This window comes from Candidatus Nitrospira allomarina, assembly GCF_032050975.1.
Taxonomy (GTDB): domain Bacteria; phylum Nitrospirota; class Nitrospiria; order Nitrospirales; family UBA8639; genus Nitrospira_E; species Nitrospira_E allomarina.
Genome location: NZ_CP116967.1, coordinates 4,298,154 through 4,324,886, shown reverse-complemented (window position 1 = coordinate 4,324,886; position 26,733 = coordinate 4,298,154). Strand labels below are relative to the sequence as shown.

Annotated in this window: 18 protein-coding genes; 17 read left to right on the top strand and 1 reads right to left on the bottom strand. The window is 50.5% G+C overall.

Annotated features, from left to right (window positions below):
• Positions 1-26: 26 nt before the first annotated feature.
• The 17 genes from PP769_RS18800 (at position 27) to PP769_RS18720 (ending at position 25,951) form a co-directional block, all read left to right on the top strand.
• Positions 27-374 carry a SnoaL-like domain-containing protein gene (locus PP769_RS18800; RefSeq protein WP_312643187.1) on the top strand — a complete coding sequence of 116 codons (348 nt, stop codon included), beginning with the start codon at positions 27-29 and terminating at the stop codon, positions 372-374.
• 202 nt (positions 375-576) lie between these two features.
• Positions 577-855: a hypothetical protein gene (locus tag PP769_RS18795; RefSeq protein WP_312643185.1), complete on the top strand. Its 279-nt coding sequence runs from the start codon at positions 577-579 to the stop codon at positions 853-855.
• Positions 856-1,305: 450 nt separating this feature from the next.
• The gene (locus PP769_RS18790; RefSeq protein ID WP_376753458.1) at positions 1,306-2,169 is read left to right on the top strand and encodes a pirin family protein; all 864 of its coding nucleotides are present in this window, start codon (positions 1,306-1,308) and stop codon (positions 2,167-2,169) included.
• A gap of 342 nt (positions 2,170-2,511) precedes the next feature.
• On the top strand, positions 2,512-3,714 hold the full coding sequence (locus PP769_RS18785) for an efflux RND transporter periplasmic adaptor subunit (protein WP_312643181.1): 1,203 nt from the start codon (positions 2,512-2,514) through the stop codon (positions 3,712-3,714).
• Complete coding sequence (locus PP769_RS18780; protein ID WP_312643179.1) at positions 3,711-6,881, top strand: multidrug efflux RND transporter permease subunit; 3,171 nt, start codon at positions 3,711-3,713, stop codon at positions 6,879-6,881. The genes PP769_RS18785 and PP769_RS18780 overlap by 4 nt, the downstream gene beginning before the upstream one ends.
• 1 nt (position 6,882) lies before the next feature.
• Positions 6,883-8,313, top strand: a complete 1,431-nt coding sequence (locus PP769_RS18775; protein ID WP_312643178.1) for an efflux transporter outer membrane subunit — start codon at positions 6,883-6,885, stop codon at positions 8,311-8,313.
• Positions 8,314-9,688: 1,375 nt separating this feature from the next.
• Positions 9,689-11,323 (top strand): glycosyltransferase family 4 protein, encoded by a 1,635-nt coding sequence (locus PP769_RS18770; RefSeq protein ID WP_312643176.1) that lies wholly within the window; start codon positions 9,689-9,691, stop codon positions 11,321-11,323.
• A gap of 615 nt (positions 11,324-11,938) precedes the next feature.
• Positions 11,939-13,030, top strand: a complete 1,092-nt coding sequence (gene wecB / locus PP769_RS18765) for a non-hydrolyzing UDP-N-acetylglucosamine 2-epimerase (protein WP_312643174.1) — start codon at positions 11,939-11,941, stop codon at positions 13,028-13,030.
• A 273-nt stretch (positions 13,031-13,303) separates the two neighbouring features.
• Complete coding sequence (locus PP769_RS18760) at positions 13,304-14,755, top strand: lipopolysaccharide biosynthesis protein (protein ID WP_312643172.1); 1,452 nt, start codon at positions 13,304-13,306, stop codon at positions 14,753-14,755.
• Between the two features lie 11 nt (positions 14,756-14,766).
• Positions 14,767-15,810, top strand: coding sequence for a glycosyltransferase family 4 protein (locus tag PP769_RS18755; RefSeq protein ID WP_312643170.1), 1,044 nt, complete (start codon positions 14,767-14,769; stop codon positions 15,808-15,810).
• 40 nt (positions 15,811-15,850) lie between these two features.
• The gene (locus PP769_RS18750; protein WP_312643168.1) at positions 15,851-16,498 is read left to right on the top strand and encodes an acyltransferase; all 648 of its coding nucleotides are present in this window, start codon (positions 15,851-15,853) and stop codon (positions 16,496-16,498) included.
• Positions 16,499-16,794: 296 nt separating this feature from the next.
• Positions 16,795-18,240, top strand: coding sequence for an O-antigen ligase family protein (locus PP769_RS18745; RefSeq protein WP_312643165.1), 1,446 nt, complete (start codon positions 16,795-16,797; stop codon positions 18,238-18,240).
• A gap of 39 nt (positions 18,241-18,279) precedes the next feature.
• Positions 18,280-19,497, top strand: coding sequence for a glycosyltransferase (locus PP769_RS18740; protein WP_312643162.1), 1,218 nt, complete (start codon positions 18,280-18,282; stop codon positions 19,495-19,497).
• A 94-nt stretch (positions 19,498-19,591) separates the two neighbouring features.
• Entirely contained in the window at positions 19,592-20,635 is a 1,044-nt protein-coding gene (locus PP769_RS18735) for a glycosyltransferase family 4 protein (protein WP_312643160.1), read from the top strand.
• Between the two features lie 4 nt (positions 20,636-20,639).
• A complete protein-coding gene (locus tag PP769_RS18730; RefSeq protein ID WP_312643158.1) occupies positions 20,640-22,883 on the top strand; it encodes a glycoside hydrolase domain-containing protein in 2,244 nt (747 codons plus the stop codon).
• A gap of 107 nt (positions 22,884-22,990) precedes the next feature.
• A complete protein-coding gene (locus PP769_RS18725) occupies positions 22,991-24,724 on the top strand; it encodes a heparinase II/III family protein (RefSeq protein ID WP_312643156.1) in 1,734 nt (577 codons plus the stop codon).
• 9 nt (positions 24,725-24,733) lie between these two features.
• Entirely contained in the window at positions 24,734-25,951 is a 1,218-nt protein-coding gene (locus tag PP769_RS18720; RefSeq protein ID WP_312643154.1) for a glycosyltransferase family 4 protein, read from the top strand.
• Between the two features lie 62 nt (positions 25,952-26,013).
• Here the strand turns inward: PP769_RS18720 and PP769_RS18715 are convergent, their stop codons facing one another.
• Positions 26,014-26,730 carry a hypothetical protein gene (locus tag PP769_RS18715; protein ID WP_312643152.1) on the bottom strand — a complete coding sequence of 239 codons (717 nt, stop codon included), beginning with the start codon at positions 26,728-26,730 and terminating at the stop codon, positions 26,014-26,016.
• Positions 26,731-26,733: the final 3 nt, after the last annotated feature.

Sequence of the window (26,733 nt, the reverse complement as noted above, 5' to 3'; positions counted from 1 at the left end):
TTTATTCATTGAAAGGAGAAGTTCTTATGAGTATTCAACAACAGGTTCAAGCCGTGATCGATGGGGTTTTGGGCGGGAAGCTTTTGGAAACTTTTGATAAGTATTACGCCGACAACGTCGTGATGAGCGAAAACCTAAAAGACGAGCGAGTCGGAAAAGCGGCTAATCGAGAATATGAGCAAAAGTTTTTAGATAATGTTCAGGAATTTCATGGGGCAAAGACTGGACGGGTCATCGTTGACGGGGATCATGCTGCGGTGGAATGGACGTTTGACCTGACCTTTAAAGGCGGAAATCGGGTGAAGATGCAGCAGGTGGCCGTGCAAACCTGGAAGGATGGAAAAATCATTCGGGAAGATTTTTATCACGGATGATACGAGCCGTGTCACGGAAGAGGAAGGCTTATTATTCCCTTTTTGGGTGGCAAAATTTGAAACGGACATTAGCGAGTTAGACGAATAGCACAATCCGTATTCTTTCACATTGGTCACCACAGGTTGTTCCGCCCCGAAGGACTGTGGTGGCCCACGGGAGTCAGGCTTCCTGTTCTCAACGGTTTTGATAAGGAATGAGGTCATGCTCCGAGTTACCGCTCACGTAGAAGACACAACGATCACCCTGCAGTTGGAAGGCCGGCTTGCCGGACCTACCGTTATTGAAGCCGAACGGTGTTGGCAGGTGACATGCGCTGAGAATCCGGGTCGATCACGTCGACTGGATCTGCGGGCGGTGACGTATTTGGATCAGGAAGGAAAAGCATTTTTGAGACGGGTCTTTCAGCAGGGCGCGAGTTTTCTCTCTTCCGGTTGTCTGACCCGGGCCTACGTTGAGGAAATCATTCGATCTGGAAAATAATATTCTGAGAAAACGGATCATCCCGAATATATGGCTCCTCGTTCATGGAAGTCCCTAGAAGGTTTTTCCAATGGTCCGACGCCTCCCGTCTGGCCCACCGGGGGGACGCTCTCATCAGCTGGCGGGCCTTGTTTGAGCGGAGCGAGTTGGTCCGCCCTCCTCAGTCTGGCGTCCCCCGCTTTAATGAGGTCAGACGGGGCGTTAATGGTTTTGGGCCCTTTTGCCGGAACAAAAGGGCCTCGCCTGCCGGGGCGAAACCCGGCAACACAGAACATCACATTGACACGAAAGCGGGGTACACAAGTGCGATGCGTTCACCTTGCCAGGCATTTTTTCTGGCAAACCATAAGATGGAATTCTGATACACAACGTAAAGCTGGAAGGCCACAACCATAAATTCCATATGATCCGAGAAAACAGTATTGCGGAAAGGAGGATGCCATGACGCAGATGAAATCGATTTCAGGAATCTACAAACCGGGGTCCACTCACATGGTAGGGGACGGGTTTCCGGCACGGAATATTTTTCCAAGCCAAAATCTGACCGAAGAAATCAGTCCCTTTCTGCTCCTGGATTATGCAGGTCCGGCATCGTTCCCTCCGACGAATCAACGGCGGGGGGTCGGGGAGCATCCTCATCGTGGGTTTGAGACCGTGACCATCGTCTATCAGGGAAAAGTCGCGCATCGGGATTCGGCCGGAAACGGAGGAACCATCGGACCGGGTGATGTGCAATGGATGACGGCGGCTTCTGGAGTGGTGCATGAAGAGCTTCATGAACAAGCCTGGGCCAGGGAGGGCGGCACGCTCCAAATGATTCAACTCTGGGTCAATCTGCCCAAGTCATTAAAGATGGGCGCACCCCGCTACCAGACCGTGCTCAATGAGGACATTCCGCACTCCAATCTGGGTGGACCAGGCGGTGTGATCCGTGTGATCGCCGGGGAATATGAGGGGCTCAAAGGGCCGGCCAGGACGTTCACGCCCGTGCACCTGTATGATCTGAGTTTGCTCGCCGGACACCGGGCTGAGTTACGTCTTCCGGTTGGATATAATACCGGCCTGTTCGTCCTTAGTGGGAAGTTGGTCGTGAATGGATCGGACAAAGTCGGGGAGGCCGAAATGGCCCTTTGTGACCCGCAGGGGACGCAGGTGGATCTTGAGGCCACGGAGGAGGCAAGGGTGTTGGTGCTAAGTGGAGAACCCATTCTGGAACCGGTTGCCCGCATGGGCCCTTTTGTCATGAACACTGATGAAGAACTCGTGCAGGCTGTGAACGATTATCGTGCCGGAAGGATGGGGCGACTTGAGTAAGCCGATATTCGAGCTCCCTGACTCTCTTGTGAAAAAAGCGTGGAACGAAGGGGAACAAGATGAACGATGGGAAAAGAATGAGTTTCTCAAAAATATGAATTTATTTGTCCGGCTGTAATAATAGGGGAGGACTTGCGTCTACCCATTTAAAGAAGAGGATGTCCTGCAATGAAGATGAAGGAAAAGCACCCTTATGGATGAGCCAATCATTCAGAGAACAGCACAATGTGATAATTCCGGCATGAATGCCGTGAATGGAATTAACCGGAATTGGTGGAAACCAACCAGATGAGTGCAACCATACTCAGGTCCGTTTCAGCTCACTTTGGCAATGGGAACGCTGTGATTCGTAGGATCATCGGGATACTCCTGGTTGTTCTTACAGGATGTGGGCAGGGAGCGACCTCACCCCCTGATCCTCCACCGCCGACGGTGGAAGTGGTGACAGTCACCACCCAGGATCTCCCCGATGAACCCGAATTCATCGGACAAACCGAGGCCTTTCGCCCGGTGGAGATCCGGTCCCAGGTGACGGGCATCATTAAGAAAGTGTTTTTCACCGAAGGCAGGAATGTCAAGCAAGGTGACCGGTTGTATCTCATCGACCCCGTGCCCTTTAAAGCGGCTTATCTGAGTGCCAAAGCCAGAGTGACACAAGCGCAGGCTCGACTGGTACAAGCGAGGCAGGACTTCGCTCGCGTCGAACCTCTCCTGGAAGAACAAGCGGTCAGTCAAAAGGACGTGGACGATGCCGTGGCTGAAGGATTAGCTGCCAAAGCCGCTTTGGAAGCAGCGCAGGGCGATCTGGTCAAGTCCAGGTTTGATCTGAGCAACACCCTGATCGTGGCTCCGATCGGGGGACGTATTTCGAAAAGTCGATTTTATGAAGGACGTCTGGTGTCTGCCCAGACAGATCTGATGACCACCATCGATCAATTGGATCCCATGTATGTGAATGTGTCGGTTCCGGAAACCTATTTGTTGCGGCGGAGGCGTGAACTGGCGGCCCACAGAGTCCAGAGGCCCGATCTCTTTCAATTACGCGGAGTCATGACGTTCGCAGATGGCAGTGTCTATCCCCACGAAGGTAAGTTGGATTTTGCCGATGTGGCCATCCGGTCGGAGACGGGGACCTTGCAGGGACGTTTTGCCTTTCCCAATCCTGAGGCCGACCTTTCTCCCGGTAAATCCTATTTGTATCCCGGACAATTCGTCCGCATCCGGCTGAAGGGATATATCCGGACCGATGCGATTTTGATTCCCCAGCGTGCGGTGCAACAGGGCCCGAAAGGTACGTTTGTGAATGTGATCGGAGCCGACGATAAAGTCGAAGTGCGTGAAGTGGACGCCACCGGTTGGCGTGGGGGCGAGTGGCTCATTGAAGAGGGCCTTCAGCCGGGAGAGCGGATCGTGGTTGAAGGATTTCATCGAATCCAACCGGGAATGCAAGTCAATCCCGTGCCGTTCCGGAATGGAGAGGTTACATCGGACAGCCCGAGCCATGAGAATCCGACACCTTCTGAAACCGCACAGGAGAACTCATGAGTTCTCATTTTTTTATCGACCGACCGATCTTTGCCACGGTCATTTCCATTGTGATCGTGGTCGTGGGATTGGTGTCTCTTCAGATTCTTCCCATTGCGCAGTTTCCGCAGATTACCCCTCCTGTGGTTCAGATCGAGGCGGATTATCCCGGTGCCAGTGCGGAAGTCGTGGCCGAAGCCGTGGCCCGGCCGATTGAGGTGCAACTTCCCGGGATCGATAATCTCCTGTACTACGATTCTTCCAGCACCAACGACGGCCATATGACCATCCGATTGACCTTTGAGATCGGGACCGATATCGATATCGCGCAAGTGCAAACTCAGAACCGTCAACGCCTGGCGGAGCCACAGCTTCCGCCGGAGGTTGTCCGGCAGGGCATCACAGTCAAAAAAGTCTCTCCGGATATGCTGGCGGTGGTGGCGCTCAGTTCCAGTGATCCTCGTCAGGATACGGTCTTCCTCTCAAATTTCGCGATCCTCCGCATCGTGGACAACATCAAACGGCTTCCCGGAGTGGGGGATGCGTTGATCTTTGGAGGACAGAACTACTCCATGCGTCTCATTTTAGACCCCATTCGCATGGCGCAAATGGATGTGACGCCCACCGACATTGCGAATGTTGTTCGTGAGCAAAACCGGGATTTCCCGGCCGGCCGGATCGGGCGTGAGCCTGCCCCCAGTGGTACCGAGATGACCATTCCCGTGATCACACAAGGCCGAATGAGCGAGGCCAAAGAATTCGAAGACATGATTGTCCGGGCCTATCCGGATGGCTCCATGGTACGGCTGGGAGAAGTCGCCACAGTCGAACTCGGCGCGCAGTCCTACGACCTCGAGGGACGGTGGAATGGCAAACCGAATGTCTTCCTGCTGACATTCCTCTCCCCGGGAGCCAATGCCCTTGAAACCATGAAACGCATCAAGGACGAGATGAACAGCCTCACAAAAATTTTTCCGGCCGGGGTCTCATACGACATCCCGTACGATACGACCCGATTCATTGAGGTGTCCATTCAACAAGTGGTGAAGACGCTGGGCGAAGCCTTGATCCTGGTTATTCTGGTGGTCTACCTCTTCCTTCAAAGCTGGCGGGCAACATTAATTCCGGCCGTGGCCGTTCCCGTTTCATTGATCGGCACCTTTGCGGGCATGGTCAGCCTGGGATTTTCAATTAATACCTTGACCCTGTTCGGCATGGTGCTGTCCATCGGGATTGTGGTGGATGATGCCATTGTGGTGGTGGAAAACGTGGCCAGGCACATTCAGAACGGACACCCGCCCAAGGAAGCCGCGAAGCTGGCCATGACGGAGGTGACCGGACCGGTCATTGCGCTCGTCGTGGTACTGGCGGCGGTCTTTCTGCCGGTGGCGTTTCTGGGGGGGATTACCGGAGAACTCTATCAGCAATTTGCCATCACCATTACGCTGTCCGTGGTCCTGTCCGGGATCGTGGCCCTGACGTTGAGCCCGGCTCTTTGTGCGTTGATTCTCAAGCCGAAGCAGGACGGGGAGAACCGGTTTTGGAAGAAATTTAATGACGGATTCGATTGGGTGCAGAATCGATATGTGGGGACGGTGAGCACGATTCTTAAACATGCCGTGCTGTCCCTTGCCATCTTTGGCGTCTTGCTTGTTGTCAGCGGCGGGTTGTTTAAGGCCCTTCCATCCAGTTTTCTACCTGAAGAGGATCAGGGATACTTTATTTCAATCATTCAATTGCCGGATGGCGCCTCCAAACAACGCACGATTGAAGTCCTCAAGCAGGTGGAAAGCTATTTTCTGTCAGTGCCCGAGGTTCATTCAACTGATGCCCTTGTCGGGCAGAACTTCGTCTTTAACACCCGCGGGGCCAATCAAGCCACCATGTTTGTGCCTCTGCATCATTGGGATGATCGCACTCGACCGGACCAACATGTCAAAGCCCTGATTGGCAACGCCTTCAAAAAATTTGCCGAAATACCCGAGGCGCTGATTCTGGCTTTTAACGCGCCTTCTATTCGCGGCTTGGGGGCCACCGGTGGCTTCTCATTACAATTACAGGATCCGAGCGGTGGAGATTTCCAAAAATTTGCCGCCATCACGCAACAATTTGTGAACAAGGCGCAACAAGATCCGGCCATTGGTGCGATCGGCACAAGTTTTCGCGTGTCGGCGCCGCGACTGTATGCCCAGGTGGATCGGGAACGGGCCAAAGCCCTTGGCGTGCCCATTTCCGAGGTGTTCGATACGATGCAAGCGTATTTTGGGAATTTGTACATTAACGACTTCATCAAGTTTGGACGGGTGTATCGCGTGCAGACCGAAGCGTTGCCGGAGTTCCGGTCGAGTCCGGACGATATCTCGAAAATTTATGTGCGTGCCCGAAATGCCAAAGGTTCCACGATGGTGCCGTTGGATTCGGTGGTTAGTACGGAATTTACGAGTGGGCCGGATACGGTGACGCATTTCAACGGATTTAATACCGCCTCGGTCTTGGGTGCCGCGGCTCCCGGATATAGTTCAGGGGCTGCCCTTGATGCGTTGGAACGACTGGCTCAGGAGATTCTGATACCACAAGGGTATGATATCGATTGGAGCGGAATATCGTATCAGGAACGGCAGACCGGAACGGAGTCCATCTTTGCCTTTGCCTTTGGCCTCTTGATGGTGTTTCTGGTGCTTGCCGCGTTGTACGAAAGCTGGTCGGTGCCCTTTGCGGTGATTCTTGCCGTGCCGTTCGGCCTCTTCGGGGCCCTCTCCGCCGTGTGGATGCGGGGCTTGAGCAATGATATCTACTTTCAAATCGGCTTAGTGACCTTAATCGGCCTTGCGGCACGAAACGCGATACTCATTGTTGAATTTGCGAATCATCGCTACGAGGGAGGGATGCCGTTGGTGGAGGCAGCCTTGGAAGCCGTCCGTCTTCGATTCCGGCCGATCATTATGACCTCGATGGCATTTATTTTTGGCGTGGTGCCCCTGGTGATTGCGTCCGGCGCGGGCGCGGCCAGTCGCCAATCCATCGGGACAGGCGTCTTCGGCGGAATGTTGGCGGCAACCCTGTTAGCGATCTTTTTTGTGCCGTTGTTCTTTGTGCTGATCAGGAAGCTCGCTCACCGCGTGCGGAGGAGGTCTGCGTCCTCTCCCGCTGAGGATCTGACCGAGTCCGTCTTGGATGGAGAACCCTAACATGCGGTCGGTCTGTGGCCTCTTTTTGTCCTCCGTGTTGCTGATGTCCTGCGCCATGGGACCGGACTACTCGCGGCCCGATATCAAAACGGCCGACCAGTTCCGCATGTCCGATACTGAAGGGGAATCGATCGCCAATCTTCCCTGGTGGGAATTACTCCACGACGAGGAATTGCAAAAACTCATTCGTGTAGCGTTGGAGGAAAATAAAAATCTTCAGGAAGCGGCCGCCAGTGTCGAGGAATTTCAAGCTCGAGTGTTCATTGAACGAATGGATTTTGCGCCGCAATTAAGTACGCAACTCAATGCTCCGGTCTTAGGGAAGTTCGGCGGTTTTGCCAGACCGGGATTTCCGAGCAACTTTAGTTATTTTGGTATCGGGAATCTGAATTGGGAGATTGATATCTGGGGACGCATCCGTCGGTCAAATGAAGCGGCGTTTGGCGATCTGCTTGCCCGCGAAGAAAATCGACGGGCCGTTATCCTCCAGTTGGTGAGTGGTGTGGCGGGAGCGTATTTGGATCTGTTGCAGTTCGACATGCAATTGGACATTGCCAAACGCACGCTTGATTCCTGGGAAGAATCGGTGAAAATCGCCCGTGCGCGATTACGACAGGGAATCACTTCCAAACTCGATGCCGACCAATTCGAGTCGGAACGGGCCAATGCGGCGGCCCGGGTCGCCCAATTCGAGCGGCAAATGGTCCAGAAGGAAAACGAATTGAGTGTGTTCCTTGGCCGGAATCCCTCCAGGATTCCACGAGGCCGGATTCTCACCGAGCAGGTTTTTCCGCCAACGGTCCCGCCGGGCCTGCCTTCGGAATTGCTCCAGCGCCGCCCGGATATCATGCAAGCCGAACACGAACTGGCAGCGGCCACGGCCCGCATTGGTGTCGCGAAAGCGGAACGGTTTCCCAAGTTCTCGATTACGGGTATTCTTGGCGCCGCGGATCCTCAACTATCAAGTTTGGTGACCGGCACCGGTCAATTTGGACAAGCCGGGCTGGGACTCACCGGTCCGGTGTTCAATGCGCAAATTCTGGGATTTCAACAAGAGGCCGCAGTGGCCCAGGCGAAACAGGCGCTGGCGCATTACGAGCAGACCATTCTTGTGGCCTTCAAAGAAGTGGAGGATGCCCTGGTGGCGGTGCGCACGGCCGATTCTCAACGGATAGCCCAGCAGGAACAGGTGACGGCCCTGCGTTCGGCCTTGCGTTTGGCCGATCTTCGTTATAAAGGCGGCCTGACCAGTTATGTTGATGTGCTCATCGCCAAACGAGACTTATTCGTTGCCGAACTCGAACTCACATCCACCCATCGGCTGCATTTGGTATCGATGGTGCAACTCTATAAAGCCTTGGGTGGAGGATGGTCCCCCGAATCTCCAGAAGAAACCATCGCCATTTCCAGTTCAGCAAAGCAAACACCATAACTGAGAGGGTTGAAATTCCAGAGCCTGATCAGGATTGGCAATAGATGTGACATAAATGTTTGCACCATAGAGACATCGTTTCAGAAAACGGCCCCGCCCATAGTTTTCTGAAAGTCCGTCATGATAGCCCTTCCCGTGGTCTTGGTCTGTTCCTGATAAGCACAGAGCACTAGGCATTCTGTTAAATGCAGAAGCCTTCATTGTTTCTCAGAGGAGAAAGCTGGGCACCTTTTAGAAAGTCCTCTCCAGCTATCACGTCTCGGTTTCGGCAGTATATAAATAAATGCCTGCCTATCAGCTGATGTTCCTTAATTTATGCATTTTATTTCGACGATAAATTTTTGGCAGAGTGAAATCCTAATGGTTTACTGTAGGTAGAAGCCTGCGAAGCTTAAATCTTCACGACGGTGGGCAAAAAACATTGAAAACGCTAGACATATGTTTGAAGTTAATCGAGTGAATTCGATTATTACGTAGTAATACTGTTATATTTTTAATACATATTACTTGAGATTTTAAATTAGTTTTTTTTGAAATTTATGTCTAAATAACTGTTACTATTGTGAAATTATTTGCGAGATTTTTTGTTCGCCATTCGGTATATCTTTTGCTTTATTTATAATGTTATCAGCTGTTCCTTTTAATTAGTGGTTGCTTTGCACGATTCGATTTGTGTATGTTGATCAGCTGTTGCACTTAATATATTTATCTTACGATTTTATAATTATATAATCATTTTCATAAATGCTATGGGTTCGGTTTTAATTTCACATCAATCCTTTTATCTTCCTCTATTCATTTCCGCCTTTTCCAATTCAAATCCTTGTAAAACTGATGATGTGTTACCCGATATTGCAACGTAATACTCGGGGCAGGTAAATCGGTCGGTTTCAAAATTTGTTTTTCAATGAGTGCAGGGCGTTCTAGGTTTTGCTTTTCGTCGAGATTTTTCTGCATCTCTAAGATGGTCGCGAGCGAACCGTCATGAGGGAAAGCGAATGATCTCTTTGAACAGGCAATCCGTTCGGATTCACCTGCTGAATCAATAGGTCCTGTTATGGAATCCGGATCATTTTTATCAATTGCTCGGTATAAACTCAGGTTGAAACTTTGGTGTAACTTTTGCGTTTGAATTTGATTTGAGTGTTTAGCTCATTCGTCTTCAGAGAAAACCTATTACTTCTGCCTGCTCCCTCAGGAAGTGCTCACAAATTTGTTCTCGTTGAAAGGTCCCATTGTTGATCTGAAGGATATTTCATTGGTTATCGTGGCTGGCGTGGAAAATTTTGCCGAAAACTCGATCCCAGTTCTCGGATGCACAGCGTTAACTTTCATCATAAATTGCTCTTATTTATCTCATCTGTTTGAGGCGTGAATGACAGGCATCCTGTTCTATGCATTTTTACTCTCTATTTTGATTGGCACCCTCTTGACTCCATGTCTCATGCTTGGTGCAACCAGAATGGGAATACTCGATCAGCCGGATCTGCGAAAAGTTCATAAAGAACCAATCGCCAGAGTTGGGGGCATTGCCTTTGCGCTAGGTGCGTTGGTTGCCATTGGCTATTGGGCACCTCACCATCAGGTGGTGCTTGGCACGCTGGCGGGTGCCCTCATCATCGTTTGTATGGGGAGTCTGGACGACTTTTTCGATTTGCCGGTTCGTTACAAATTTATGGGGCAGGTGTTAGCGGCTGGAGTAGTTACCCTATCCACAGGAATTTCATGGCAACCCCTTTCGTCCCTATTAGGCGTGGATCTGCCCTCCTGGGCCTCCATTGCCTTGACAATATTCCTTTTGGTTACGGTGACGAATGCCATGAATCTCTCGGATGGACTGGATGGATTGGCGGGGGGCCTATCCTTTGCCAGCTTCGCACTGGTTGCTTATTTGGCCTACCAAATCAATGACAGTTTAGTCCTGTATCTTACGCTTCCGGTCATGGGTGGTTTACTGGGGTTTTTGAGATTTAATACCTATCCTGCACGAGTCTTTATGGGAGACGGGGGTAGTCAGTTTCTGGGATTTGTATTGGGGGTGTCGGCGTTGCTTTTGACGCAGTCTGATCGCTCTCCGATCAGTTCCTGGTTAGTGATGTTTATCTTTGCTGTCCCGTTGATGGATTTGGTCGCGGTCACCCTGCAACGACTGCTTTCAGGGGGATCTCCATTTAAGGCCGATCGGCAACACGTTCATCATAAGTTGTTATCGCTCGGTTTTTCACATCATCAGGTCGTTCTCATCCTCTATGGCTTGCAACTAATGTTGGTAATGATGGCCTATGGAGCCCGCTGGAGTAATGATGGGTTCCTAATGGGAATGTATCTTCTCATACTGGCCGGGTTTGGCACGTTTTATTATGGTGTGGGATCCGGTCGATTGCACTCAAATACTTTTCGAAAATGGAGTAAGGCGTTTTTGTACTGGCGAAATTGGGTCGATTCAAACCAATGGCTTTCCCAATGGTGCCTATATGGTCTGTTGGTCGGCATGATGGGATTTTTTCTGCTGGGGGTGCTTTCATCTTTTTCCATACCTACAGAAATTTCGTATCTTGCTTTGGGACTTGTCGGTTTGGTGTTGGTTGGTATGCTGGGGAATGAGAAATCAATTCTTCTCACTACCAGAATGGCACTCTATCTGGGATCCACGTTCGTTCTGTATTGGGTCGAAGATGTCCTCTCAGAAGCGGCATCGCCGCTGGCGGGACTATTTCAGGGATTTTTTATTCTGCTGATCATCGGGTTGTTGTTAGCGATTTATTTGGACAAAGATAAACGGTTTCAGCCTAACCCCATGGATTATTTATTACTTTTCCTGGCATTAATGTTGCCAGGAGTGCTGAAGTTTCAAATTGGAGCAGTGCATGTAGGCGAGATGATGGCTAAACTCATTGTTCTCTTCTTTGTCTGTGAAGTTTTGCTTCAGGCATTTTCATCCAAGATGCGCCATTTGAGATACGTCTCAGGGGTTGTCTTGCTGAATCTAGCAATCCGTGTTTTTTGGTAAAGAGGAAACCGGACTTATTAAAATCAGCCCGTTTTTATCATGAAGTGGATGAACAATGAATGACCGGTGCATGTTTTCAATTACTCCATTCTGATCCAACGGCGGATCTGTGCCTAGGATGAAGATTCCATAACTCACACCAGCACCAGACGGGGGCAAGAAGATAAGACATCAGGATCCATTCTGGTCTTTGTCGTATGAAACCAGACTGGTTTAGCCATGAACTGCTGATTCAGATGTTTTTAATTTTCATCCACCTTGGGGTTTTTGTAGGAAGGTGAACGCGATTTGGGTAAGGGGCCCATGCTCATTTGAGAGGTAAGACACTATTCTTGCCAGGCTAAGAAAGAGAGATAGTGACAAATACAGAGCTCCCCGGCATCGACTAAACGCAATTCAGATGTTGATGAGGGTTATTATGGTTGCTTCTCATGCGCAAAAAGAGATGAAACCATTTTCCGGCTTATAAAAATTTCCGAGCCGGTTAACATTACTTTTTTCGAAACGTGGACATCCGTCCCCGTCTCACATTGAAAAACCCCACAAGATCGCGGGCTTTTTCGAAGGGGAGCAGTTCCTCATGCAAGCTTTTTTTATCCATTTTCAGGGAAACCCATGAAAAGAATTGATCTGATTGCCGGAGCCAGGCCGAATTTCATGAAGATTGCTCCAATCATCGACGCCCTGAAGGCGGCGGAGGGGCAGGGTGGACCGTTACGGTTTAGACTGATCCATACAGGACAGCACTATGACCGGGCTATGTCCGGAAGCTTCTTTCAGGATCTCGGAATCCCGGAGCCAGACATAAATTTGGAAGTAGGGTCAGGCACACAGGCTGAGCAAACCTCCGCCATTATGGTGGCGTATGAAAGGCTGCTGGTAAAGGACAAAAGCGACCTGACCCTCGTTGTAGGGGATGTGACATCGACTATGGCCTGCTCCATCGTGGCCCGTAAGCTGGAGGTGCCGGTGGCGCATGTTGAAGGCGGCATCCGCTCGGGCGACTGGGCCATGCCGGAGGAGATCAATCGAGTCGTCACCGACTCCATCACTAACTGGTTTTTCACTACGAGCGAGACGGCAAATGACAATCTACGCCGGTCCGGCGTTTCGGATTCCCGCATCTTCTTTGTGGGCAATACGATGATCGATACTTTATTCAAGCAGCTTCCGAACTTGCGTCCACCGTCCTGTTGGGCAGCACTCGGGCTTGAGGCGCAGCGTTACTTTGTCGTCACCTTGCATCGACCGGCGAATGTCGACGGGGATCAGCAATTGTTGAGGCTTTTGCATGCCATTTCCGAGAGCACACACAGGCTTCCTGTGGTGTTTCCCGTGCACCCCCGCACCGCCAAGAATCTTCGCGATCTCGACAACCGGACCCCACAACTCAATTATATTGATCCGCTAGGCTATCTGGAATTCAACTACCTGGTGAAGCATGCTCGTGGGGTAATCACCGATTCCGGAGGCATTACCGAGGAGACCACGGTACTAGGGGTGCCGTGCTTGACCCTGCGTGACAATACGGAGCGTCCTGAGACCATTACGATTGGAACCAATGAACTTATTGGTACCGATCCGAACAAGCTCCCTCCGGCGCTTGCACGATTGATGGAGGGCAAGTGGAAAAAAGGCGCTATTCCTCCGAAATGGGACGGTAAGGCGGCAGAACGAATCGTTGAGCACTTGGAACGATTGCTGTAAAAAATATAAAGCCTCTGCGCTGACCTCAATTCGCTGCCTTAAAGTGGCAGGCATGGAGAGGCTATTGTCCATTTCCTGGACAAGGTCAAAGAGGACAAAATACTATGAATATGGTCCAATTGTTTCATGGAGTCGACCTTTCCGGTAGACCAACATCTTTCGGAAGACACTGAAAATTAATTTGAAGGTTTCTGGTACGGGTCTTTTGTGGGAGGCAGGGGGCATGCCGATCACATTTTCATCGCTCCGGTAACAAGTCTGCAAGTGTAATCCATGGCAAAAACTGCTCTCCAATACTTGTCCGGGGTTTTCTGGGTCGGTTCAGGAAACCTTCTGGGGATGGTGGCTGCGCTCATGACCATGGTCATGGCGGCACGTCTGACGACTAAAGAGGAGTTGGGGGTTTATTTTTTGGTTATGATGGTGTCCCACTTTGCGGCGATCGCCGGAGATTTGGGACTGCGAAACACTGCGACAAAAATGCTCTCTTCAAGTGAACCTTCTGATGTAATCGAAACGGCCAGATTTTTTGTGACCATTGCATTCATCTCGTCCATGATGACCGCACTTGTGGTCATGGCCGCACTTCCTTTTCTCGAAACCCTTTGGCCTTATCCTGAGTTTAGGAAGTATGCTTGGTTGGGGGTTCCACTCGCATTCCTTGCAATTAACTTTCAAATGGTGAACTCTCTGCTTGTCGGGGCAGGTAAGTTTCGGGAATTATCGGCTTTGGGGGTCGGGGCAGAAATTTTGAGGGCGGTCTTTTCTGTGTCGGCATTGCTTTACGGGTTAGGCGTGGCCGGGCTTTTGTGGGGGATGATCCTATCTCGTGTGTTTGGAATAGGCATCGCCTGGCGACTGCTTCCCGATCAGTTTGGTCTCGTGCTTCGACATCCGGCAGCGATGAGGATAATCAAATTCGGAGGGTGGATGTACGGGTGTTCGTTACTATCAGTGGTTATGGTGAAGGCCTCTGACACGATCCTGGTGACATACCTGGGTACGGCCACACTGGCAATTTTTTCGACATCCATGCAATTGCCGAGCGCATTGCTGCGCCTATTTGACTCGATTAGGCCGGTTCTTTTGGGGTATGCCTCCTCAAGGGAAAGTACCGGGACGGACCTCCTGGTCGAATCGATTCGTATCGGCGCCGGGTTACTCGCCGTGGCAGCCACGGTTCTTATTGGAATTGCCGATCCGCTGATGACCATTCTCTTTTCAAGCGCCTATAGTGGTGGCATAAACATCATGCAAGCGTTGTGTGCCTGGGCTGCTCTTTCAATCGTCAATTATTACTTTTCAATAAATTTAGTGGGAACCGGTCACCCGCAGAAGGCGTTTGTGTTGATCATTCCGCAAGTGCTCATCAGCATTGGCGTAGCACTGTTGCTTGTTCCGACATTCCAAGGTCTGGGGGCCGCGATGGCATTAGTTATCACGTCCCTGGTTGGGAACTTTATTGGGGCTTGGGTGGCGGCCGGAAGAAATGGCGCACTGTTTCTCTCACTTAATGCGTCTCATCTCAGAGCGGCTATCCCTTTACTATCGCTCCTTATCGGAGTCAGCATGATCGATTACTCAGGAGGCCTGATGATGGGTATGGTCGGTGGTACATTAGCTTTTCTCGTTTTGCTCCGGGCTGTCACCTATCAAGATGCACGACAATTGTATTGGGTCGTTGCCGGTCGACTTGAGATCGGTGCTTCGAGCGGAAGGTCATAAAAAGGCTCCCAATGAAAGTGTTGTTTCTCACTTACCCGCGGATTGGCCTGAATAGGGGGGGGCTGCAAATTCAGATTGAGGAAACAGCCAAAGGATTGGTCCAACGCGGCGTCGAAGTGATCTTCTACGATCCCTGGCGCAATCAGATTCCTGACGTGGATATATGCCATGTGTTCAGTATAGACGGCTCGGCGATTTCTCACGTCCAACGTTCGTTGGCAACCGGTAAACCGGTAATCGTCTCCTCCGTACTCAACCTGTTTCATCTGCACCCGTTATTGATGCGGATGAAAGTCTTATCGTCGGCGTTCATTCCAGGCATGTATTCTGACCTCAAGCGGGCAAATCTGATGCTCCATGCGGCCTCGAGGGTCATCGCGTTAAATGAAAATGAACGCAACCTGTTATCCACGGTTTTTTCTCTCCCCTCTGAGCGTATTGCTACGATTCCCAATGGACTCAAGGCATCTTTTGCAACAGCTGACCCATTGCTGTTTGAGGAAAAATATGGCGTGAAGGATTTTGTGCTAAACGTAGCGTCCATTGAAGAGCGGAAGAATCAACTTACCCTGATTTGTGCGATGAAACGTATGCCGTATCCCCTGGTCATCATAGGTAACATTCGTTCAGAGCAGGAGGAGTATATTTCCCGTTGCCGCGCACAAGCCAATAAGCAGGTGATTTTTACCGGAAGTCTGGCCCATGATGATCCGATTCTGGCGTCGGCCTATCGTGCAGCTAAGCTTTTTGTGCTTCCCAGCTTCTCCGAGGTCATGCCCTTAAGCCTGTATGAAGCGTCTATTGCCGGTTGCCGGGTCATCGCCTCAAAAAATGTTCCGGTGGCAAGCCCTTTACAGCACCTGATTTCTGTATTCGATCCCCATTCTCCGGAAGGTCTCGCTTCACTCATCACAACAGAGATGGAAAAGCCCCGTAGCGAGGAACTGCAATCCGTTGCACTGGAAATGCCTTCATGGCAACAGGTATGCGAACAAATTCATGATTGCTATGAGAGCGCACTTTCCGGGATGAACTCACGGGAGGGTCACAAGTAATTATGTGAATGAAGATTGGTAGAGAAAAGAGGAAATAAGTATGAAAAAAGTCAAGCTATGGCTCGCAATCATAATCAGTGTCGTTCCAGTAGAGTACATGCGTCGGCTGCTTTATAAAACGTTGCTTGGATATTCAATCGATAACAATTCCAGAATTGGGTTCATGACCATTATTGCGGTAGATAGCGCGGATATTCGCGCGGCGAATATTGGTAAGTTCAATAAGTTTGTTGGGCCATATCGTCTGAGAATTGGTGCCGGAGCTTCAATGGGCAGGGACAATGTGATTTCCTGTGGAGCTTGGGTTGCAGAGAAGAGATTTGCTAAGGACGGCTATGGCCGATTTTGTCATCTTGGAAATGGAAGCGTGGTTACTTCTTCTCATTTCATTGATCCAACAGGAGGATTTAACCTTGGGTCACAATCGTGGATCGCAGGTTCCCATAGTCAATTTTGGACACACGGCATAGGTGTTAAGGATCGATCCATTTCAATTGGCTCTGATTGCTATATCGGTTCTGCTTCTCGATTTGCACCTGGTTCCTCGATAGGTTCCAACAATACCATTGGGCTCGGTAGCGTGGTGGTTGGACAGCACAATGAAGAATGTGCCCTTATTGCTGGTGTTCCTGCAAAAGTCATTCATGCAAACTACAATTGGCGTGAGCGCTACACTCAGTCGTCATGATTTATAGGCACACGATGGCCCTGCTTTTTGTCTCACGCATGTTCAAGAGGTATTGGTGCGAAAGAAAGTATCCTAATGGTGTGGAATATGTTGGCATTCATCTACTACGTTTCCTATTTACCGTCTCGCATTGTCGGGGGTTAAATCCAACGAGCCTCATATTACGTAAAAATTTTGTTCTGGTTCAAAAACAGGATCCCATTGTCTGATCTGCCCTGTCGAATAAATTTTTGTCAACTGAGTTAGGTGATAGTTTATGGGAAATTAAGAGTAGGCTATTACAAGACATATTGAATATGGGATTTTCCCACGAAAGTCAGCCTTGGCATAAGGATACGGTTTTAGCAACGTTGGATGGGGGCATCTATTCAGGTTTTGCTTGGCTGGACATGGCAATGCTGCTGGCGTTGTGGGGACTGGTTTTCATGTGCTCGGTCCTGAGCCTTGGATTTGTCGGATCTGCAGCATTTTTGGCATTGACCACGATCCTAATCGTTCGAAATCCCGGTAATGGTCTGCTCATCTTGCTGCTCATCTTTTACGCTCCCGCGGTGACTGTGGGCGTTCCGAATGTTTTCTCCGTTGTGGTGGCAATGACTTTGGGATTAACCGTGGTTTTAAATCCCGCTTCCCTTGGTAACCTTTTGCTCCGTTCAAGCCAGGTTCTTTTCGCTGCCGGGGCGTTCGTCTTATATGGGGCGGTGCAAACAGTTTTCTCGGAAAACATGAGTTTGGCTCTTCCGTACTACTTGAAGTATATCGAAGGGGTTGTGTTACTCGTGATTCTGATCCTGACGGTGAAAACACCCGCTGATCTCGGCCGAATACTGATGTGGTGGGCAATCGTGGCCGGACTGGCCACGGTTATTAAGGCTATCCATATCATGCTTGGAGATCAGACGGTGCTCTATCGCATGATGGAAGCCAGGCATATTCATGATCAGTTCGGTCTCGAAGACCGCATCAATATTCTTCATGGCGGGGAGAGCGGAAGGCGATTCGTATTGCCCGGTGAAGAGCCGAATTATACCAGCACGGGTCTGGTATTTCCCCTGGCCCTCGCGCTGGCCTTTCACAGTGCAAGTGCGGGGGTACGAAAGCTATTTTGGACTGTCGTTGCGTGCATGACGGCGATTGGATGTGTGGGCACATATAGCCGAAGCGGTTTCCTCGCGACTACTCTCGTGGTGGGGCTTTATCTCTTGCGTGGAAACCTTGTAAAGGGAATCATTCCAGTTGGCGTTTTTGCCGGAGCCCTCGCCATGGCCGTTATGTTCATTCCGGCTCTGAATAAGCGCATTTTTGGTATTGGGGATGCCGTCAACGAGGGCGCAACGGGACGATTTACATTATGGAAACAGGCACTGGAAATGTGGTTTGATTCCCCGATTTTCGGGAATGGCATGTCGGCTTTTTATGATCGGTATCATGTTGCCGTTCATAATAGCTATTTACAGGTTCTTGTCGAAACGGGAGTGGTGGGATTTGTGCTCTTTCTCGCAGTTATCGTCGTGGCCATTTTTGCCGGCAGAAAACTACGAAAGGGGGCTGTGATAGCCGGCGAGTCAAATGACAGACATCTGAGTCGCGTCGCGCTGTCTGGTGTATTCGGCTTCTGTTTCATGATTGCAACGGTCACGTATCAGGATGTAAAACTTTTTTGGTTGGCCTTGGGAGTGTATGCCGCCATTTCACTTGTAGGGCAAGGTTCAAAGTCTGTCGGGTATGCACCGGGGCCTTGACAAATGGCCGTATTAACCCCTCAAGCAGATTGGTAACGAATGAATAGGTCAGGCAAGAGTGTCCTGTTTTTTGTCCCAGAATGGCCAGCGCTTGATAGCGCGATCTTGCATGCGCAGGTTCTCTCGGTCGCATCGTTTTTGAATCAGGAAGGCTATTCGTGTCGTTTTGCAGGTGCTGAAATTACACCATCGCGCGCGCAGGAGGCTGTTGCAGTGATCGCCGCGCAATATCATGTACGGGCTGATGTGCTCCCTGTTCTTTTGCCGCATGCCGGTGCTTGGGGTTACTGGCACTCCTGCTGGCAGGTCTATGCCTCCATGCGCTCGGAACTCGCAGGTGCCGGTATTACCCATGTCTATGCACGGTCGTTTATCGGGTCGATGTGGGCCCGAAGGTTGGCGCGAAAGCTCGATGCGATATCGATCTTTGATGTCCGGGGACTGGTTGGGTTGGAGAAACAACTCACGAGTGGCTCAACGATGAAATCCCGGTTCATTTCCCATCTTGAGTTGCAGCAAGGCCGCCGAGCTGATCGCCTCACTACGGTATCAGAGAACCTCAAGGAATATCTGGAAGATAAGATCGGCCGTCATGATGTGACCGTGATCCCGTCATGTTTTAACGAAGCCAGATTTTTCTTTGACTTGAACGCTCGGAGTGAGATTCGCCAGTCGCTTCATCTCCATCAGAATGATATTCTGTTGTGTTACTCAGGCGGAATGAGTGCCTGGCAAAGAATTGGTGACATCATATCCCTGTTTAAGAGGGTCTGTTCGGCTGATAATAGGTGTAAAGCACTGTTTTTAACCACAAGCCAAGCGGAAGTGACTGGCCAACTTCAGACGGTCCAGTTCCCGGCGGGTCAGTCTTTTGTTCGGGGATGTGCCCATCAAGACGTCCACCGGTATTTGTCAGCAGCCGACATTGGTATCATTTTGCGGCACGACACTCCCGTCAATAATGTGGCGAGCCCGGTGAAGGTAGGCGAATACTTAGCCTGTGGACTTCCGGTCATCCTCACACCGGGGATTGGTGATTACAGTGATATGCTTCCAGCAGCCGGTGTAGGAATGCTTTTGGATGAGAAAACCGATATTGCCGATCAAGTCCTCCAATTCATCCATCAAAACAATTTTGGAAGTCTGAGAGACAAGGCCATTCGTTTCGCTAAAAACAGACTCACCATGTCGGCGAATCTTAATCAGTATCGCCTGCTCTATGGTGGAAGTCCGGCGAACAGGGTTTGGAAATGTTAAGCTGCCTCATAGGAGGTGTTACTGCAAAAAAGATCCGTAAAGGCATCCATCCGGCCTTCCCCTACTGTCTATCCTTGGTAACCAAACGTACGTTATGAAAATTCTTCTTGTCGGACCTTTGCCGCCACCGCTGGGAGGTGCAACGGTTCTATTTGGTCAGCTCGTCGGCGAATTAGGTAAGCGGGAAGATCTGGTGGTTGAGGTCATCAATACGACGCGGATTGAACGCACAACAATGAAAAACCTTATTCACGCGTTGCGAAATCTTTCGGCACTGTTGCGGCGGATCCGTAAGATTGATGTTGTCGGATTCCATGCATCGATTCTTGGTGCTGCGCTCTTCGGTCCTCTCCTTGCGGTAGTGTGTTGCCTTTTCCGGCGGCCCTGGATTTTCAGAGGCTTTGGCGGATTTTATCCTGATTGGTACCTTCAAGCTTCAGCGCCTGCCCGTTGGATTTTTCGTCATACGGTGCTGGCGGCGGACATTGTCTTATTTGAAACGCATCGTTCCGTTAAATTCTTCAGTGCTATCTCTTCACAACCGGTGTACTGGTACTCCAATAGTCGTGTCTTGGCATCCGCGTTGCCCCCGATCAAAGAAATGAATGAACGAGGGGCACGTCATTTTGTGTACCTCGGCCATGTGAGCGAAATTAAGGGTGTGGATAATCTGATTCAGGCATCAAAGGCAGTCAAGAATGTGACAGTCGACGTGTACGGCCCCTTAACTGGGAATGTCGGTGAAGCCGACTTTGCCGAGAGTGGAGCGAAATATTGTGGAGTAGTCTTACCTGAAGAGGTTCCAACGGTACTGGGCGGCTATGACGTTCTTGTCCTTCCCAGCCGCATTCCGACTGAGGGGTACCCAGGCGTGATTCTGGAAGCTTTTACTGTTGGAATGCCGGTCATCGCTTCCCGCATTGGTGCGATAGCGGAAATCGTGGACGAACGAAACGGGATCCTCATTGAACCGGGCCAGATTTCTCAACTTGTCGTGGCAATGGAAATGCTCCGTGACAATCCGAAGCAGTTAACTTCCCTACGACGCGGCGCCCGGGAAGCCGCAAAGGCTTTTTCGTCCGGAAAATGGACCGAGGAGTTTGTCCATCATTGTCACAAACTTTATTCGGGAGGGTGAACCCATGCGGTATGCAACTTTGTCCGTGAATAATGAAGGAAAAATTTCCACGATGGACTGCAGACAATTTGCGGATGACGTGAAGCCTGGCCAATATGAAAGAATAACATTTCAGGGAAGTCGGCTCCATATCCTGTCTCTGTACATGGTGATGAGTATCATGGTGTTGAGCGGTATTACGGACAACGCCGTGGCAGGCGTGCTGACTGTCATGGAATTTGGGCAGAAACCTAACTACTCCCTTTCTACAGATGAAGGCGACATTCGTCAGCTTACCGACGGGAGAATCACATCATTTCCCATGTGGGAGAGAAAAGAGGCCGTGGGATGGTCCGCACGCGCGCCAGTCACCATACGACTTCGTCTTGATGATGGAAGTTCGGTGCAGTCCCCCAAAGCCGGCACGTTGCGGGTGCATACCGTGAAAGGTTTGTATGCAGGTGTAGATGTGCCAAGGCAAGTTGATGTGTATGCGCGGGACAGGAGGAACAATCTCCAACTCGTCGGGTCGCTGGCGCCGGATTCAGGGAAGCTTCCGGACAAGGAGACGCATTGGTTGGATATCGACATCAGTGCAGCCACTGGCGCCTTGATTATGGTCGTGCATGCCACTGGCAAATTTTTGTTTTTGGACGAGGTGGAGTGGCGCCCGTCTGGAGTTGGCCGAATGCCTGCTCAGACAGCAATCGTTCCCAATGTCGAGACGGCATTGAAGGAAAGTACTCACCGGACTCACCAAGGCCTGTTAAACGCCATAGAATCAGAATCCAGGAAAATGGCCTTGCCGTTGGAACGCTGGGCGATGCGAGCATGGGTGCAGGATCCCTGGGCGGCGATCGATCCCGCTCAGGCGAGCGAACACATCAACATTCCCTTATCGGCGCTGGAGATACGAGGTTACACGGAGGAGCGCGAGAATGCTTGCCTAGGGATTGCCGTAGGCGAAGCGGTCGTCACAAGTGGGGTGCGCGCGACGATAGAAGGCCTTCCTGCGGGATCTGTAAGATTATTTGAGGTAAGACCCGTTGTGGCGGCTAATGGACAGCGTGTTTATGATCCACTTGTTCCCTTGAACGACGGTGGACTGTTGACCGTCCAGCCTGGCATCCCTAGCTATATTTGGCTGGATGTGAATTTGACGGCACTTGGCCCCGGCACTCATCGCTTCGAACTTCGCTTTGAAAGTAGCAGTAGTGTTATCTCGGTGCCCGGCAGCGCAACCGTCACGGCCACTGATGTCACCCCCATTAGACCTTTACGCGCGATCAATTGGGCGTACCCTTCAGATATGCCAATCTTCCATAATCCCGAAGCTGCTGTCCGTGATCTGGTGGATCACGGTATCAATGTTTTCGTGACGCAACCGGAAGAAATTCCTGGCTTTGCCCTCGATGGCACCTGGGAAGATAGAGAGGGAGGTCAATTTGTAAATAATGTGGAGCTGGCCAAACAACATGGGATGTTACTCCTTTATATGGGTTGGGATGCAGGAAGGAATCCCCTCGGGTTTTCAAAAACCAAACAGACGATTGATCCTGCTGCGAAAAAGCGACTGCTTGCATGGGTTGGAAAAGTATTTGCCTATCTCTCTGCCAAAGGACTGCCTCCGGACCGATGGGCCTTTTATCCTACCGATGAGCCGAATCGCACGGGTCTGCAATTGGTGAAGGTTTTTGCTGAAACAGTTAAAAGGTGGAATTCGTCTATACAGATTTACGCGAATCCCATTGTACAACGAAGTTCGCCTATCGAGATGTCCGATCTCCGAAATCTAGACCCGCTGGTAGACTTCTGGCAACCTCAAATACCAGCCCTCCATGGTCCTTTGGGTGAATTTTATAAGGGGCTCCGCAAGGAATGGTGGCTTATTAGTAGCCCAAAGTCACCAGCGAAGCTTAATTCACCGTTGCATGAATATCGAATGCTTGGATGGTGGGCATGGCACTATGGGGCAAAGGGCGTGGGGTTCTGGTCATATAGTGATACGACGGGAAGCTCAGCCTGGCTTGATATTGATGGGTACCGCTCAGACTTTGCCGTGGTCTATGAGTCGGAAGATGGCATTGTCAGCAGCCGTCGCTGGGAGGCCTTCCGAGAGGGCCTCGAAGACTATAGACTACTCGCTGCGCAAAGCCAGCGCGTTCAAAGATCTTTGGGCACTATAAACCCGGAAACACTCGAGAGCTGGCAATCTGCTGATCTTGAGGCGGTCCGCCGAACTCTTTTGGGTGTTTCCTCTCAACCGTAACGGTCCAAGACTATTTTTATGCCACGTGTTGCGCACATCTTCAAGATCAGCGGGCCCCTTCGGGGACCGTGCATGTTTTTAAACTTTTGACCTGACTGATATTCCTCATGAACCGTATCTTGCTGTATGCCAGGACTCTGGCCTATCTGAAGATTTCTCAACTTGCCTATCTCTTCTTCCGTCGGGTTGTTCCACAGATTTCCTTTCAGCACGCCCGAAAGCAGATTGTGAGGCGACCGAACATTGCCATTAAGACGAGTCCTTCCGTCTTACAATCGTCTGGAGGAGATTACCGTTTCGTTTTTCTTAATCAAGGCGTGGAGTTTAATGAGGACCAGATGGATTGGGTGTGCCGGGACCGATCAAAACTCTGGCGCTACAACCTGCATTATTTCGATTATCTCCAAGATCCTCGTCGTTCCGTCGAAAGCCGGTGCAACGTCATCTCGGATTGGATTGAGCAGAATCCATCTGGAACGCCGGATGCCTGGGAACCCTATGCGGCATCCTTGCGGATTGTAAATTGGGTGAAGTTCTTCCTTTCATTGTCCCAGGACTCCATTGATAACCGGGAAGAGGACAAGGGGACAATGCCAGAGTCTTCCTCTGGAGTACTTAAGGCCGAATGGCTGAAGAATTTGTACCGGCAGGTGCTATGGCTGGAACGCAATATTGAATACCACTTTCTGGCCAACCATTATCTGAAAAATGGAGTTGCCCTATTTTTTGCCGGAATGTTTTTTGAAGGTCGGGATGCCGACCGGTGGTTGCAGAAGGGTTTAAAGATTTTGCGCGAGGAAATCGACGAACAGTTTCTGGCGGATGGCGGGCACTTCGAGCGAAGCCCTATGTACCATTCGATCAGCGTCATGGATTACGTAGATGTCTTAAATCTGATGATGTCTTCCAGACAAGCCATGGTCTTTCCCGAAATGGATCATGTGAGGGAGAAGACGGTGCAGGCTCTAAACTTTTTACATGACATTTGTCTCCCTGATGGAGACATCCCATTGTATAACGATTCTGCATTCAAGATTGCCCTGTCTCCGTCACGAATTTTTGAGTACGCCAGGGAGGTCATGGGGTACCATGTGCCGGCACCTACAGCAGGTCTTTTCTCTTGTGCCAAACGTGAGAGCGGATATTATGTCATACGCAAGGGAAGCGATATGGTGGTCATTGATTGCGGACCTATTGGGCCTGCCTATAATCCTGCCCATGCCCATTGCGATACATTGAGTTATGAGTTATCCCTCAATGGTCGCCGCATTATTGTAGACAGCGGCGTGTTTGACTATGAGCCCAGCCCCCAACGCGCCTATGCCCGCAGTACAAAGGCACATAATACTGTGGTGGTGGACGGGCAGGAGCAATCCGAAGTTTGGGGAGTGTTTCGCGTGGCTCGGCGGGCCAATCCGTTGTTTGCGCATTTAACACATTCGGGCGATGGGCACGTGAAATTTAAAGGTGCCCATAATGGATACGCCCGGCTTCCCGGGAAGGTGATTCACCAACGGTCAATTGAGTTCGATGGTTCCTCGTCCTGGAAGGTTACTGATGAAGTTCAAGGGGGAGGGACTCACCAAATAGACAGCTATGTTCATTTACATTCTGAGTGCCAGGCCACTCAGATGGGTCAGACAGTCAGAATATCTGACAAGGACGGCATTGCACTCCTTTGCATTGAGAACCTTGGGTCAGGCGATATGAAGGTCGAACAGGGATGGTTCTTCCCTGAATTTGGTGTGGCGTGCAACCAGAGTGTAATTGTCTTGACCCGTACCGGTCCATTACCCCTGTCTCTTACCTACCGAATTACCAAGAACTCCGAGTCTATCTAAGGGCATGCCGTGAAGATTTTGTTTTTGTCACATTATTTCCCGCCAGAGGTCAATGCTCCAGCCTCACGCACTTTTGAACACTGCCGGCAATGGGTCAATGATGGTCATTCGGTCACGGTCGTGACCTGCGCACCCAACCATCCACGCGGCATTGTCTATGAGGGCTATCGCAACAAACTCTTTCACCGTGAAAACCGGAATGGCATTCAGGTGATTCGGTTATGGACTTATGTGACGGCCAACGAAGGGTTTGTGAAGCGGACACTCAACTACCTGTCCTATATGGTTGCAGCTGTGCTTGTTTCCCCATTTCTCTCACGGTGTGATGTGGTCCTTTCCACTTCTCCGCAATTTTTCAACGGGCTCGCAGGCTATTTGGTCAGTCGCCTCAAGCGTGCCCCATGGATACTTGAGATTCGTGACCTCTGGCCTGAGTCTATCGTGGCGGTCGGAGCGATCACCAATCGACCAGTGATTCGGTTGTTAGAAGGTCTGGAGTTATTTGCCTATCGCCATGCCCATCACATCGTGGCCGTCACTGATGCCTTTAAGTCGCATATATGCATGAAAGGTATCCTCCCTGAAAAGGTGACGGTCATTAAAAACGGGGTGGATTTCACCTTATATAAGCCCAACAGAGACCGCACTCGCCTCGCACATGAATTAGGACTTGAGGGAAAGTTCGTGGCTTCGTATTTCGGAACCCATGGTATGGCCCACCACCTAGAAACGATCCTGGAGGCTGCCCAAGCGCTGAGCGAGTGGAAGGATATTGTGTTTCTTCTTGTCGGCGATGGCGCCGACCGGCGTCGGCTTGTGGGCATGCGGGATGAGATGAAATTGTTCAATGTCGTGATGCTTGATCAGCAGCCCAAGGATAAAATGCCGGAACTCTGGTCTCTTTCGCATGTGAGTCTTGTCCTGCTCAAAAAATCCGTGCTTTTCAAGACGGTTATTCCCTCCAAGATATTTGAGAGTATGGCCATGGAGCGGCCGGTCATTCTTGGCGTGGAAGGGGAGAGCGCTGAACTTGTCATCTCAGCGGGAGGGGGGATCTGCATTGAACCGGAAAATTCATCAGAATTAGCCAGCCAAGTATTAAACCTGTCTCGCGACCCGGCTTTATGCCAAGTGCTGGGGGCGAGTGGCAGACGCTATGTGCTGGAGCATTTCGACCGCCGGGTCTTGGCGCGGCGATTTGCTGATCTCATAAAACGTGTCTCTTGATAAACTTCTGTGTCCTATGAGATGGGGCGGCGGAATGTTTTCCATCCCTCATCGAAATAATACTAGAATCTAAATGTTGTCGGGATACAATGAGAGATGTAGCGGTGAAGAGTCCGACCAATTTTTCGTGTCAACGAAAAATAATCCCAGCGGTTCAGAGCAATCACGGCGCTATTTGAAAGAAGCGTTTGGTTTTGCACCACACGTTCTTGAAGATTAATGTGCTGCGTGGTCTTTGAGGAAAAGTCCTTGCTCCACTTTTCGAATACTTGGAGTGCCTCTAACAAGTCAAATGTAATCAGATGAAGGTGGCCATTCGCATTGGTCCTTCGAAGCGGGGCCAGGAGAGTCAACCCCACTCCTTTCTGCGACATGTCCGACAGAATTTCCATGCGGTCATCTATCACGGCAATGTCTTCCGGGCCATACCCGAGCTCATCTTTGATGAGGGGTAAAATTAAACTCTTTCTTAGTCCTTTTAGTAAGGTCTGTGTGGTTAGTTTGTATTTGATTGCGCAATCCCAAAGTTCCTGTGCGGCATAGCACCGAACAATTTTTGTTACATCGATCTTCAGTAATTTCAGTATTTGTTCCGCTTCGGATTTGTGCCGATGGGTCAGTATTGCAATTTGTGCACCGCTATCGATTAGACAATTGCCGGTATCCATGCCATGCAGTGGAGAAAGCGCAGCGTCGATTCGGCCGTTTGTTCCACTGCTTGTGACAAGAACGCCATCCAGATCAACCAACAATAACTTCTTGTTCGGTCTTAGCAACATATG

What these genes read in the sequence shown, in the direction of transcription:
- PP769_RS18800 (WP_312643187.1), top strand. Translation starts at nt 27, where the DNA reads ATGAGTATTCAACAACAGGTTCAAGCCGTGATCGATGGGGTTTTGGGC.
- PP769_RS18795 (WP_312643185.1), top strand. Translation starts at nt 577, where the DNA reads ATGCTCCGAGTTACCGCTCACGTAGAAGACACAACGATCACCCTGCAG.
- PP769_RS18790 (WP_376753458.1), top strand. Translation starts at nt 1,306, where the DNA reads ATGAAATCGATTTCAGGAATCTACAAACCGGGGTCCACTCACATGGTA.
- PP769_RS18780 (WP_312643179.1), top strand. Translation starts at nt 3,711, where the DNA reads ATGAGTTCTCATTTTTTTATCGACCGACCGATCTTTGCCACGGTCATT.
- PP769_RS18775 (WP_312643178.1), top strand. Translation starts at nt 6,883, where the DNA reads ATGCGGTCGGTCTGTGGCCTCTTTTTGTCCTCCGTGTTGCTGATGTCC.
- PP769_RS18770 (WP_312643176.1), top strand. Translation starts at nt 9,689, where the DNA reads ATGACAGGCATCCTGTTCTATGCATTTTTACTCTCTATTTTGATTGGC.
- wecB (WP_312643174.1), top strand. Translation starts at nt 11,939, where the DNA reads ATGAAAAGAATTGATCTGATTGCCGGAGCCAGGCCGAATTTCATGAAG.
- PP769_RS18760 (WP_312643172.1), top strand. Translation starts at nt 13,304, where the DNA reads ATGGCAAAAACTGCTCTCCAATACTTGTCCGGGGTTTTCTGGGTCGGT.
- PP769_RS18755 (WP_312643170.1), top strand. Translation starts at nt 14,767, where the DNA reads ATGAAAGTGTTGTTTCTCACTTACCCGCGGATTGGCCTGAATAGGGGG.
- PP769_RS18750 (WP_312643168.1), top strand. Translation starts at nt 15,851, where the DNA reads ATGAAAAAAGTCAAGCTATGGCTCGCAATCATAATCAGTGTCGTTCCA.
- PP769_RS18745 (WP_312643165.1), top strand. Translation starts at nt 16,795, where the DNA reads ATGGGATTTTCCCACGAAAGTCAGCCTTGGCATAAGGATACGGTTTTA.
- PP769_RS18740 (WP_312643162.1), top strand. Translation starts at nt 18,280, where the DNA reads ATGAATAGGTCAGGCAAGAGTGTCCTGTTTTTTGTCCCAGAATGGCCA.
- PP769_RS18735 (WP_312643160.1), top strand. Translation starts at nt 19,592, where the DNA reads ATGAAAATTCTTCTTGTCGGACCTTTGCCGCCACCGCTGGGAGGTGCA.
- PP769_RS18730 (WP_312643158.1), top strand. Translation starts at nt 20,640, where the DNA reads ATGCGGTATGCAACTTTGTCCGTGAATAATGAAGGAAAAATTTCCACG.
- PP769_RS18725 (WP_312643156.1), top strand. Translation starts at nt 22,991, where the DNA reads ATGAACCGTATCTTGCTGTATGCCAGGACTCTGGCCTATCTGAAGATT.
- PP769_RS18715 (WP_312643152.1), bottom strand. Translation starts at nt 26,730, where the DNA reads ATGTTGCTAAGACCGAACAAGAAGTTATTGTTGGTTGATCTGGATGGC.